This window comes from Pseudomonas sp. ChxA (assembly GCF_030263855.1).
GTDB lineage: Bacteria > Pseudomonadota > Gammaproteobacteria > Pseudomonadales > Pseudomonadaceae > Aquipseudomonas > Aquipseudomonas fluorescens_CB.
In genome coordinates this window covers 4,808,334-4,817,830 of sequence record NZ_JARPMK010000001.1, presented here as the reverse complement: position 1 = coordinate 4,817,830, position 9,497 = coordinate 4,808,334, and the positions used below count along the sequence as shown (strand labels likewise).

17 protein-coding genes are annotated in these 9,497 nt (G+C 60.0%); 1 reads left to right on the top strand and 16 read right to left on the bottom strand.

The features are described from left to right. Positions 1 to 13: 13 nt before the first annotated feature. The 3 genes from P5706_RS21460 to P5706_RS21450 are packed head-to-tail and all read right to left on the bottom strand — an operon-like array spanning position 14 to position 1,787. Positions 14 to 763, bottom strand: a complete 750-nt coding sequence (locus P5706_RS21460) for a hypothetical protein (protein WP_285681640.1) — start codon at positions 761 to 763, stop codon at positions 14 to 16. Continuing rightward, complete coding sequence (locus tag P5706_RS21455) at positions 760 to 1,341, bottom strand: hypothetical protein (RefSeq protein ID WP_285681638.1); 582 nt, start codon at positions 1,339 to 1,341, stop codon at positions 760 to 762. Before P5706_RS21455 ends, P5706_RS21460 begins: the two co-directional genes overlap by 4 nt. Beyond that, positions 1,341 to 1,787: a hypothetical protein gene (locus P5706_RS21450; protein WP_285681636.1), complete on the bottom strand. Its 447-nt coding sequence runs from the start codon at positions 1,785 to 1,787 to the stop codon at positions 1,341 to 1,343. The genes P5706_RS21455 and P5706_RS21450 overlap by 1 nt, the downstream gene beginning before the upstream one ends. A gap of 88 nt (positions 1,788 to 1,875) precedes the next feature. Between P5706_RS21450 and P5706_RS21445 the strand changes: the two genes are divergently transcribed. Beyond that, positions 1,876 to 2,097 carry a hypothetical protein gene (locus P5706_RS21445; protein ID WP_126588742.1) on the top strand — a complete coding sequence of 74 codons (222 nt, stop codon included), beginning with the start codon at positions 1,876 to 1,878 and terminating at the stop codon, positions 2,095 to 2,097. Positions 2,098 to 2,310: 213 nt separating this feature from the next. Here P5706_RS21445 and P5706_RS21440 read toward each other — a convergent pair whose 3' ends face one another. The 13 genes from P5706_RS21440 to P5706_RS21380 all read right to left on the bottom strand — a co-directional run bounded on the left by P5706_RS21440 (position 2,311) and on the right by P5706_RS21380 (position 9,249). Continuing rightward, the gene (locus P5706_RS21440; RefSeq protein WP_285681633.1) at positions 2,311 to 2,670 is read right to left on the bottom strand and encodes a hypothetical protein; all 360 of its coding nucleotides are present in this window, start codon (positions 2,668 to 2,670) and stop codon (positions 2,311 to 2,313) included. Then, positions 2,667 to 2,978, bottom strand: a complete 312-nt coding sequence (locus P5706_RS21435) for a DUF4406 domain-containing protein (RefSeq protein WP_285681632.1) — start codon at positions 2,976 to 2,978, stop codon at positions 2,667 to 2,669. Before P5706_RS21435 ends, P5706_RS21440 begins: the two co-directional genes overlap by 4 nt. A gap of 118 nt (positions 2,979 to 3,096) precedes the next feature. Beyond that, entirely contained in the window at positions 3,097 to 3,408 is a 312-nt protein-coding gene (locus tag P5706_RS21430; RefSeq protein WP_285681630.1) for a hypothetical protein, read from the bottom strand. Between the two features lie 69 nt (positions 3,409 to 3,477). Continuing rightward, positions 3,478 to 4,077 carry a hypothetical protein gene (locus P5706_RS21425; RefSeq protein WP_285681628.1) on the bottom strand — a complete coding sequence of 200 codons (600 nt, stop codon included), beginning with the start codon at positions 4,075 to 4,077 and terminating at the stop codon, positions 3,478 to 3,480. Next, the gene (locus P5706_RS21420) at positions 4,074 to 4,703 is read right to left on the bottom strand and encodes a lambda exonuclease family protein (RefSeq protein WP_285681626.1); all 630 of its coding nucleotides are present in this window, start codon (positions 4,701 to 4,703) and stop codon (positions 4,074 to 4,076) included. Before P5706_RS21420 ends, P5706_RS21425 begins: the two co-directional genes overlap by 4 nt. Then, the gene (locus P5706_RS21415; RefSeq protein ID WP_285681624.1) at positions 4,690 to 5,634 is read right to left on the bottom strand and encodes a recombinase RecT; all 945 of its coding nucleotides are present in this window, start codon (positions 5,632 to 5,634) and stop codon (positions 4,690 to 4,692) included. The genes P5706_RS21420 and P5706_RS21415 overlap by 14 nt, the downstream gene beginning before the upstream one ends. Positions 5,635 to 5,641: 7 nt before the next feature. After that, positions 5,642 to 6,799: a coiled-coil domain-containing protein gene (locus tag P5706_RS21410; protein WP_285681622.1), complete on the bottom strand. Its 1,158-nt coding sequence runs from the start codon at positions 6,797 to 6,799 to the stop codon at positions 5,642 to 5,644. A 156-nt stretch (positions 6,800 to 6,955) separates the two neighbouring features. Further along, the gene (locus tag P5706_RS21405; RefSeq protein ID WP_220382026.1) at positions 6,956 to 7,126 is read right to left on the bottom strand and encodes a hypothetical protein; all 171 of its coding nucleotides are present in this window, start codon (positions 7,124 to 7,126) and stop codon (positions 6,956 to 6,958) included. Beyond that, positions 7,123 to 7,338, bottom strand: a complete 216-nt coding sequence (locus P5706_RS21400; RefSeq protein ID WP_073842603.1) for a hypothetical protein — start codon at positions 7,336 to 7,338, stop codon at positions 7,123 to 7,125. The genes P5706_RS21405 and P5706_RS21400 overlap by 4 nt, the downstream gene beginning before the upstream one ends. Further along, positions 7,335 to 7,757, bottom strand: a complete 423-nt coding sequence (locus P5706_RS21395; RefSeq protein ID WP_285681618.1) for a hypothetical protein — start codon at positions 7,755 to 7,757, stop codon at positions 7,335 to 7,337. The genes P5706_RS21400 and P5706_RS21395 overlap by 4 nt, the downstream gene beginning before the upstream one ends. Before the next feature lie 19 nt (positions 7,758 to 7,776). After that, positions 7,777 to 8,028 (bottom strand): DUF551 domain-containing protein, encoded by a 252-nt coding sequence (locus P5706_RS21390; RefSeq protein ID WP_285681616.1) that lies wholly within the window; start codon positions 8,026 to 8,028, stop codon positions 7,777 to 7,779. A gap of 21 nt (positions 8,029 to 8,049) precedes the next feature. After that, positions 8,050 to 8,286, bottom strand: a complete 237-nt coding sequence (locus P5706_RS21385; protein WP_285681615.1) for a hypothetical protein — start codon at positions 8,284 to 8,286, stop codon at positions 8,050 to 8,052. Between the two features lie 684 nt (positions 8,287 to 8,970). Next, on the bottom strand, positions 8,971 to 9,249 hold the full coding sequence (locus P5706_RS21380; protein WP_285681613.1) for a hypothetical protein: 279 nt from the start codon (positions 9,247 to 9,249) through the stop codon (positions 8,971 to 8,973). Positions 9,250 to 9,497: the final 248 nt, after the last annotated feature.

Below are 9,497 nucleotides of genomic sequence, written 5' to 3'. Positions count from 1 at the left end.
CAGAGGGCGGCGATCATGGCGTCACCCGCTTGAACTCGACCACCCAGACCCACGGGTTTGCAACCCAGTCACCGCCGACTGATGACCAGAGCAGCTCGAACGATTTGCGCGGGTCAGCGCTGTAGGTATCGATCCCGTCGACGTGCCACCATTCACCGAGTCCGGCATGATCTGTGTAAAGCCGGACGCCTTCGGCCTTGGCCTGATCCTCGCTGATATCCTGCAACCGCTCGACGCGCACGGCTGTAATTTCCAACAGGATGCGGCTGGCCCAGCGCGGGATATGGATGGATGGGCGCCATCGGCCTTCTTTGCCGCCGAGCAAATCCTCTGACCAGCAGGCAAAGTTGAAGGGCTTCGAGCGCGGATCGTCATAGTTGAATGCACCATCTTCATCGAGGAAACTGGCATCCTCCATCAAGTCGCGCACGTCGCCGTCTGCTCGATACGCGATGCCTGGTGCACCCTGCAAATTCACATCTGACCAGGTTTCACGCACCCACAGCCGGTCGCCGGGCTGCCCGTATGGGCACTTAGCGCTCCACACACCACCATGTCGGGTTGAGTAAGCGTGAAACCCGTCAATCTCATCGCCGTTTTCAGCTCGGCCGGTCAAGTATTCGAACCGGTGATCACGCCGAGACCAGCTCAGATCGAAGGGCTGCACTTTCACGGCGCGACGCGTGACTGTTTTCCGGTCTTCCAGGATGGCGCGCACCATCGGCGCCGCGAACAGGATGGGGCGTTCTTTAATAGCGATCATGGGCTCACCCGCTGGCGGAGCATCACGTCGGCGACAATTTCCCAGAGCTGTGCCGGTGACCACTGGTACCTGTCGAAATCGCCGTCCGGTTCTTTGCCGATCTCGCAGCTCGACTGTGCGCCTTGCTGACCCTCCCAGCCCTTTCTCAGGATCGTCGCCACTTTTCCATCACCACCCGGCTCTGTGCGATGGAAGTCATACGCCCGCATGCGATAAGCCGATCCGGCGGCAACGACTTGGCGGCCAGTTTGCAGCATCTCCACAGTTCCATTTTGAACCCAAGGACGACCGCCCCGGGCGCTGCGAGCGCCTTCGTGAATATAAAGTTGGTGAGTAGCGCACTTGAAGCACGCAGATGCTTGCGGCAATTCGGCGAAATCGACATTGATCTGGGTGCCCACTAGCACCAATGAGTCAAAATCAAAGCGATGATTGTGAATTGATGAGTGCTCGAAACACGCACGGCGGGGCAGTTCGGGGTGCCAGACATGCAGGCGCTGATTGCCTTCCAGCTGGACCTGCACAAAGCCCAGGCCGTGCAGGGTGATCTTGTCGGTCATTACGTCGTCGATGATCATCAGTAATCCTCCCAGTTCAAGCCCTGGATGTATTCGTTCGGGATTGTCACGACCGCGTCAGGTATCTCGCTTTCGGCCTGGCCATCGCCGAAGTATCCGATAGCGGCCTGGGCTCGCTCCATTGACAGGCGAGCGTGTCGCAGCTGCCAGGCCTTGCGTGTCTTGTACGAGCGCAGTGCCAGCGCCTTGTCGGTGTAGGCGAATCGTCGGCCCCAGGTGCCACCTTCTTTCAGCACGCGCTTTCTGCGTTTCTTCACCTCCTCAGCGGTCCAGCTGTATTGCGGGCCCTTGATCAGGTTGCAGGTGTGGGTGTCGCCGATGTAATAGCACTGCGCGGTTTCGCCGATCACCTGATAGGTGATGCAGTGCACCTCAAGGCCTTCGGGGCCGATTGTGTCGATGTAACGGAAGTGGTCCGGCCACGCTTTGTTGATTTCTTCAGGCATGACTTCGTCCTCACCGCAATAGCGGCTGACTTTGAAGGGGGAGGGGTTACAGACTAGACTTGGCGCCTCACTTCTTGAGGGCTTGGCCATGTCCGTCGAAAGGGTGTTTCATCTTGAGCAGGCGTTGCTGGCGGTGCTTCAGCAGGCTGAACAGCAGGGCGTCGATATTGACCGGCTGTACAAGCTGGCGATTGGCGGCCTTATCGGCAATACATCGTGGCGCTGGGTCACAGCTGACCACGTAGCCGGCGCTGCCGACGAACTGGAAAGTGCTATGAGGGTTTTGCGCGATCGCCCGAGCCAGGGTTAGGCGGGGCGCTTGGTGCCGGGATAGATTGCCATGGAAGAAACGCTGCCTTGACGAGCATCTTCATTTCAGAGAAGTCGCTACGGTTCGCCCACAGGATCGCAGCTGCGAAAACGAAGGGCGCGATAGGCAGCATCACCAAGCAGAAGATCCGAGCGGCAAGGCGATACTTGATCATCCAAGGCCGAATACCTTTCGGGTTAAAGGTCGGGATATTCATTGTCCTGCGCCCGCTGGCGCTGTGAGTGATGCGATACGCTCCTGAGCATCAGCGCATGTTTCTTCACTGGTATGACAGATGCCGTCATGCGGGCAGTGCGCGTTCCTGCTGTTATTGGTCCGCTGGGCATCCTGCGACAGCATCGTGTCAATGTCTTTGGTCAGAAGAGTCCATTGATTCTCGCCAATTGCGCCGCGCGCCAGTCGCAACAACCCTTCCATGGTATCCGCCAGCTCATCCGCTGCGGCCAGGCGCTGTTGCAAGGCGTCACGCTCGCGGACTGCCTGAGCGTGTTTGCCGCGCCAGTGCAGGACGGCGTCCAGATCTTCAATCGATTGTTGTATGTTGCTCATCATGCAATCTCCCTGGTTACCAGATCATGGGCATTCACAACCGTCATGCCGAGGCGTTCGGCGATCAGGACTTCCAGTCTTGCGCCCTTTGAATTCTCCCAGCCGGGCAGGGTGGCCACGGTGTCGCAGTCCATCAGGGCGGCAATATCGCGGCGCATGCAGTCGTTCCAACTGCCGCCGTCAGGGTTGAGCTCGGCGGGATTGGTAACTGTGTGGCCGCCTGCCCGCAGGCTGTTGGTCATAGTGGCGAAGGCCGGGAAGTTGAGGTCGGGCAGGCCGGTCATGGGGCCGCTGAGGTAAATTCGTTTCACGGGGAGTCCTTGCCGGGCCATGCCCGGGAGGTGGAGTGAGGGAGTTGCGCGGCGCCGGCTGGCGTGATTCGTTGATATGGGGTATTACGGGTGATCGGCATGGAGCCGGATCAGGCGGTTATGCTTCTTCGGCGTCGAGCCGTGATGCTTGGCGCTGACCTATGGCGTAGAGTTCTGACGCCACGTTTTCGTTAACTTCTATTTTGTGGCGCGAACGGAGCGCTTCTCGCGCACCCTCGCGGCCGAGTGAGTGGACATAGCGAAGGGAGCCAGCCATTACCGAGGCTTGCTCAGTGTCTTCAGTCCAGACCATGAGGTCGGCGAGCATCCGCTTTTCGCCTGCCCGCACCCGGTGCCGAAGCTCTTCCTCGCCAAGCTCCTTGCGTTTCGCCGCGCTCTTTGCAGATCGCGTCTTTTGATCCATGGCCATAGCCTACCTCTTCTATACCGCTGGCCGGCAGTGCGAGCCAGGTTTGTCGTTTGCGTTGCTGGGGGCGGGCTATGCGGCGCATGAAGTGCTGCCCTGGCGCGCTTTGGGGTAGTCGATGCCGTGGGCGGCGATGATCCGCTCTAAGGCCTTGTTGCTGATAGCGAGCCTCCCGCAGCACTGGCGCCGCGTAATGCCGAGCTCCATGAACGCCTTGATGCGCTTGGCGAACTGAGCGTCGCGCTCTTCCATCTGCTTTTGGCGTTCAGGGTCTTGATTGCCGCCGCGCACGGCCTTCTTGAACTTGATCCCGAACTCTTGCGTGATGCCGCAGAGTGTTCTGCGGCTGACCTTGAGCAACTGAGCAACTTCGCTTTGGTTGTGAGTTGCTGCCAGTTCTGCCACCTTCTCAATCAGCTTTGTGCGCTTCTCGGCGCGCGCGTTAATTGGTGCGTAGGGCAGGGGAGCCGCTTCAACCCGACGGCGAACAAACGGCTTCGGCGTCGGCGGCATCTGGTTGCTGTAGGTGATGGGCTTGGGTTTGTAACCGATGGGCGCCGCTTCTTCGATCTGGCCGCCGGCAGCCAGGTACTGCTCGACCTGGGCGGCCAGTTCGTCCGAGGCCGGTCGAAGTTGCTCGACCATGCTGAGGTGGTTGCTAACGTAAATCATGCTGCACTCCTCATCCGCTCCCGCATTTCCTTCTCAAGGTCGGCCAGTTCTTCAAGAAAAGCCGTGATTTCCGCTTCCATCTCACGGGCTCGCTTGAAATCGAACTCATACCGAAAGCACACGTACTGCAGCTCTTCGGGCAGCCGGTCGTCATAGCTCACAAAGTCAGCCCACTTGCGGCCGGTGCAAGCCATCTGGGCTAGCATCTGCCACTCGTACTGAGGGTCATGCTTGCCTGATTGCATTGTGGCGATGTGAGTGGCGGTGTTCGGGCACTTGATCTCAAGCACTCCATCATCACCAGCAAGCCCGTCTGGTGACGCCCCAAAGCCTGGAATTTTCGGATGCATGACCAGGCCGGTTTCGGCCACTATCACGCCCTTATCAGCCTCGTACGCCATGCAAGCGAACGGCTCAAGCTCGACGCCGCGCTGTACCGCCGCATTACGCGAAAGGTCGCTACCGCCTTGCTGGCCGGTAAGGCGCTCGCACAGCAACTCCATCATGTAGTTTTTTCGTGTGGCAGAGGGCGCGCCGCCGCGCCCGCTGGCCATCACATCCTTGACCCTGCTGGCCGTGACGTTGCCCAGTCTGGCCGCAAACCATTCAGAACTACGCTGCTCCATCTAACACCTCCTCAGCTTCGCCATCGATTGGCTCGGCTGCTGCTTTCAGGGCTTCGCTGCGCTTGGTCACTTCCGCCTTGAAGCGGGCGTGGCCGGCAGCATCTTTGGCTTGTTTCATGGCTGCTGTGGCGTTGTGGTAAACCTCAGCGAGCGCTTCCAGGCTGCCGGCGCGCATCGCAAGATCAATCCAGTCGTTAACCATCTCTGGATCGGTTGGTGCCGATCCTTGAATTGATGAAAGGCCCTCGCCGCCGTCGGTGTTCAGGTGGTGAATTGCCTGCTCCAGGCGCTCGGTCTTCGGCCAGTACTTGTACCCGCGTTTCACAACAGTCTTTTTTGCCATCTCGCCAGGGTAGGTAACCCATGGGCAGGATGACTTCTTGCTGATCCACGCCTTCCAGGCGCTAGAGCGGTCGCGGATGGAGTTCACGTCGTCAATGCTCATTGTCTCGGTTAGGTAGTCTCCGTCGGCCGTCTTTACCACCACATACACACCGACAGCCTCACCACGCTCTTTTGCAAACGGGTTGTAGGAGTGAGTCGGTGGCTTGTCGAAGCCGTTGAGCGCGAACGAATCCGCCGTGTAGACCAGCTCGGCCTGTGCCCACCTAATCGCACCGGTAGCCATGGCCAGATCCATGAGGCCGATGTAGCTAATGTCGAGACAGATCTTTCCATCGCGCGGGACCAGATAGGCCTGCTTTTTGGCTGGGTTCAGGCTGATACCTATGGCCGCGATGTTGGTGATTGCGTTGACCACCGATTGCCGGTTCTGCACGGCAATCTTGGTGGCGTACTCGCTGGAGGTGATGACCTGAATGGCGAATTCAGCCTCGCGCTCGAAGTTCAGCGAGCGGTCGGTCAGGACGTTGGCGAACTGATTGCGTGCACCGTAGATGTCCTGAGTGATTGTTGCGACGGCCTGGCTCATGGTGACCTCAGTAGGAAATGGTGATAGCTGGGATCTTGCGCTGGGCAATCAACTTTACTGCCTGCTTGGCGCATTCCTCTGGCATGCCACCAGCGATGAAGGCTTCCAAGGCGGTACGATTGATGGCGCGGCGATGCGCCTCGTCGCGCTCGCGGATCTCCTGCTGGCGGACGATTTCGGCAGCGGCCGCATCAGCTCTTCGGCGCTCATCTTGACGGGCCTGCTCGGCAGCTTCTTCTTGGCGGCGAATGGCGGCGACGCGTTCTTGCTCGGCGCGCTGCTCGGCGGCGATCCGGTTCGCCTCGGCTTGTGCCGCTGATGCGCGGGACTGTTCGGCCTGTAGTTCCAGTTGCAGGCGCTGGCGTTCGGCGGCTGACTCGGCGTCCAGCGCTGCCTGCGCGGCGGCGCGCTGAGTGGCAGCGGCCTGGTCCAACAGTTCCTGCTCACGTCGTGCGGCAGCTTCGCGCTCGGCCTGGGCTTGCTGCTCGGCTTGGAGCCGGGCCTGCTCGGCGGCTACCCTGGCAATCTCTGCATCGCGGTCGCGCTGGGCCTGGGCTTCTGCGGCAGCACGCAGGCGGGCCAGCTCTTCCTGTTCGGCCTCGTACTGAGTGCGCTCGGCGTGCAGGGTGCGCAGCTTGACCAGCGTTTCGTCCTTCACCTGGGCGGCCTCGGGCAAAAACTCTTCCCAGCTGTCATTGATCGCAACCAACTCAAGGGTGGCAATGATGTGGCCCACCTGATCGGCACTCGGCGTGCCTTCGAAAATTAGAAAGTCCTTCATGGCCCGGATGCCATCGACGTGCTTGTCTTTGCGGGCTTGATCGGCATCTTCCCAGTCCGTCAGGGGCTGGCGGGTGGAGTCGCGCAGGTTGTCCATCTTGGTGACGAACTCGCGCAGTTCAGCCTCGACCACCTTGGGCATTTCCTTCAGGCGTTTCAGGTAGTCGCGACCAGGTGTCTCGACTGCCTTTTTTGACTTGCTTACCGTTGCGGCCAAGGATGCAATTCGAGCGCGACCTTTCACCGTAGTCAGGTCGGGCACCTCGCCGGTGACTTCTGCTTTTACCGCCTCGAAGAACTGGCCCAGGCCGCCAGCTACGTAGATAGCCGGCGCGTTGTCGGCGCTGATGTCGTCGATAGTGATGACTTGCTGTTGTGCGGACACGGTGACTCCCTGCCGCGATGCTCGCAGCGATTGAAGGGGTTGGTTATTGAGTGATTCGATCAGCGAGGGCGCTGAGCAACATCAGGACGGTGCAGACGGAAAGAGCAGAGAAAGAGCCGCGCCAGATGAGTAGGCGCCGGGTGCGCTGGCGGGTGGTCACGGTCGAACCCTCACCGCAATTCGCCCACCCTTGATTGCAGCAGCAAGCTTGGGCGGCAGTGCCGATACCGGTAGGTCGCGCGGCAGGCCGGCGCCGAGGATGGTCAGGCTACGCTCGATCTCTTCCAGCTGGCTGTCGATCAGCGATTTAACCGGCGCGGTAGTCATGCTGCGGCCCTCTTAAGCTCTGCATTGCGCTCGACGAACTTGGCGTCCAGCGCATCGCGGTAACGGTTGGCGGTAGGGGAGTCGACCAGATCGGCGAACTCCGCCATTTCGATCATGCCCATGACGAAGGTGCGGTCCGGTACCGGCGTGCACGACTTCTTCATCTTGGCGATTTCCAGGCCCAGGCGGGCGAGGGCGGTTGGCGTGTTCATAGTTCGTCGTCCTCGACCTGGGCGGCCATTGCATCGTCTGCCAACGGCTCAACAAGGCGCTGAGCGATGATCCTGAGCTGTTCTTTGGGATCGGCTACCGCCAGCAGGTCCTCGGCGCCGTCGCGGGCCAGGAAGCGATCACCAAGCAACCCAGCAATGACCATTTCGCCAATGGCGCATGGACTCTTGCTGTCACTGTTGATCGCGAACTGCTCGACCTCGGCGGCGAAGGTCTTGAACGTCACGCCCTGAGCTGAATGCAGTCGGCGCTTGAACTGCACGTCGCTGCGCCGATCAACCAGCGTTTCCACCGCGTTGTCGATCCACTCCTTGCGGGCAATCTCTACCGCAGACTCGCTCACTGGAGGCGGCAACCCGGCGTCGTACATCGCCTGACAAATCTTCAATGCTGCGTTCATGGTCGCCTCCAGGGTGGCGTTATTCGGTGGGCGGGGCGGGGAGTGGCTGCCAATGTGTGGGCTCGTCGTCATCGCAGAAGCCGCCGTCCCATGACGACCAAGACGCGCCGGAGTCATACTCGTAATTGCCCAAGTAAGTGCCATTTGAGTGGAACTCTGCTTCTGATTTGGTCCATTCAATCCAGGCCCCAGCTGTTACCCGGTCGCCTTTGCGCAGAATGATTTCGGTGCCATCACGCGGCGCACTCGCAATTTCCTTCCAATCGCTCATGGCGACCTCCAGTGTTTGGGGTTAGGCGGAACGGGCGGCGAGCATGGCGTCGGCCATCGCATAGGACGCAGCGGCCACGTAAGCAATTGCGCGAGAATCGTTGCTGTCGATCATGCTGGGACTTGCTGAAAACCCCTGCATGGCCTTGGCCGCGAAGTAGTCGCGCAGGCTCATGCCGGTGTATCCGTCAGCTTTGCCGTAATGCTCCATTGACGCTTCTGGAGCCGGGAAAGCTGGCTCGCTGTTGTCTTTGCTCATCACTCTCTCCATTCGTTGGTTCACCTGTATTCGTCAGCCCTCATGCCTCCCGCTGGTTGCCGATGGGCGCGGGGGAGGAGTGCTGACGTAATAGAGGCGCGTAAAAAAGCCCGAACATTGCCCGGGCTTTCGGTGCGACACATAGACCTCCCTACGTGACGCTGGGGTGGCGGTGAGCGCCGGCTGAGTGAGTTCACATGGCTGCCAATCCTCCGTGCTGCGGTTCAACTGCGGCGGTGCGCCCTGGCAGTTGGGTGATGCAGATGCCCGGTGCTGATCTCCGGGTTTCGATTGTCCTGACCTTGATCAGAGCCTGAGCCGTGATCGCCACGCTCCTGTCCGACTGGAAGCAATGTCGGTATGGGTGCCAGTCAGTTATTGCCCATCAGCCTGGGCATTCATCTGCTTGTTGCGGTGATGCAGGTGGGCGGTTATAGGCCGCAGTTTCGTCCGCATCGGAGGTGATCTTCAGTGCTGAGGCCAGGTCCGCCTTTCCGTCGCGCAGGGTTCATACCGCCCGATCAGGAACCACGCCGCATGTGTCGCCCCGTAGGACCGCGTGGCATTACCTTTCAGCTCGACGCCCTTAGACCCTTTCGGGACTGAAGATCACCTCCGATGCGCTCTCATAGAGAGGATCGGGCAGTTAACGACAGGCTGTCGTGGCGCTGGTTGTTCAGATAGTCATCGCCATGGATATCCAGGGTACGGCTCGCCCGAAAGCCCGTGCTGGGCTTGTCCGGCCAACTTCTCCCAAAGCGCTTTGAGGCGCTTGCGCCCGGCCTTGGTTTCTTGGTCGGGAATTACCGTTTTCGCCAAGGCGAATCCGCATTCGTCACTACAGCAACTGAAGCTGTGTCCCCATGCCGAACTGCTCATGCGCGCGCCGCCCCATTCGTCTTGGGCATCCTTGGCACCGCAGTGCGGGCAGTCATGGGTGAGGTAGTACTGTCTGGAACGCATCGTCTTGCCTCCGTTGATTTCCAATGCCGCCTCATAGAAGCGGCATCAGTAAATCTGTGGTGCCCGAGCCCGCTACTGGCGACGGCCTGGGTTTAAATCCAACCACCGAGAATTCCTCGGCAGTTGCTATGTCGTGTTGACCGCTGCGACGGCATGCCGGGCGCAGCAGTTGAATTCGGTACTGCTCAGCAAACCTTGCGCGCCGAATTACCGGACACGGAAGCAAGCCGTGATGCGTACTGTTCCCA

Excerpts from the sequence above, each read along its gene's own strand:
- P5706_RS21390 (WP_285681616.1), bottom strand. The coding sequence starts at position 8,028 with ATGAGCGATTGGAAGGAAATTGCGAGTGCGCCGCGTGATGGCACCGAA.
- P5706_RS21455 (WP_285681638.1), bottom strand. The coding sequence starts at position 1,341 with ATGATCATCGACGACGTAATGACCGACAAGATCACCCTGCACGGCCTG.
- P5706_RS21385 (WP_285681615.1), bottom strand. The coding sequence starts at position 8,286 with ATGAGCAAAGACAACAGCGAGCCAGCTTTCCCGGCTCCAGAAGCGTCA.
- P5706_RS21405 (WP_220382026.1), bottom strand. The coding sequence starts at position 7,126 with ATGACTACCGCGCCGGTTAAATCGCTGATCGACAGCCAGCTGGAAGAG.
- P5706_RS21440 (WP_285681633.1), bottom strand. The coding sequence starts at position 2,670 with ATGATGAGCAACATACAACAATCGATTGAAGATCTGGACGCCGTCCTG.
- P5706_RS21445 (WP_126588742.1), top strand. The coding sequence starts at position 1,876 with ATGTCCGTCGAAAGGGTGTTTCATCTTGAGCAGGCGTTGCTGGCGGTG.
- P5706_RS21450 (WP_285681636.1), bottom strand. The coding sequence starts at position 1,787 with ATGCCTGAAGAAATCAACAAAGCGTGGCCGGACCACTTCCGTTACATC.
- P5706_RS21380 (WP_285681613.1), bottom strand. The coding sequence starts at position 9,249 with ATGCGTTCCAGACAGTACTACCTCACCCATGACTGCCCGCACTGCGGT.
- P5706_RS21415 (WP_285681624.1), bottom strand. The coding sequence starts at position 5,634 with ATGAGCCAGGCCGTCGCAACAATCACTCAGGACATCTACGGTGCACGC.
- P5706_RS21430 (WP_285681630.1), bottom strand. The coding sequence starts at position 3,408 with ATGGCCATGGATCAAAAGACGCGATCTGCAAAGAGCGCGGCGAAACGC.
- P5706_RS21400 (WP_073842603.1), bottom strand. The coding sequence starts at position 7,338 with ATGAACACGCCAACCGCCCTCGCCCGCCTGGGCCTGGAAATCGCCAAG.
- P5706_RS21395 (WP_285681618.1), bottom strand. The coding sequence starts at position 7,757 with ATGAACGCAGCATTGAAGATTTGTCAGGCGATGTACGACGCCGGGTTG.
- P5706_RS21460 (WP_285681640.1), bottom strand. The coding sequence starts at position 763 with ATGATCGCTATTAAAGAACGCCCCATCCTGTTCGCGGCGCCGATGGTG.
- P5706_RS21425 (WP_285681628.1), bottom strand. The coding sequence starts at position 4,077 with ATGATTTACGTTAGCAACCACCTCAGCATGGTCGAGCAACTTCGACCG.
- P5706_RS21420 (WP_285681626.1), bottom strand. The coding sequence starts at position 4,703 with ATGGAGCAGCGTAGTTCTGAATGGTTTGCGGCCAGACTGGGCAACGTC.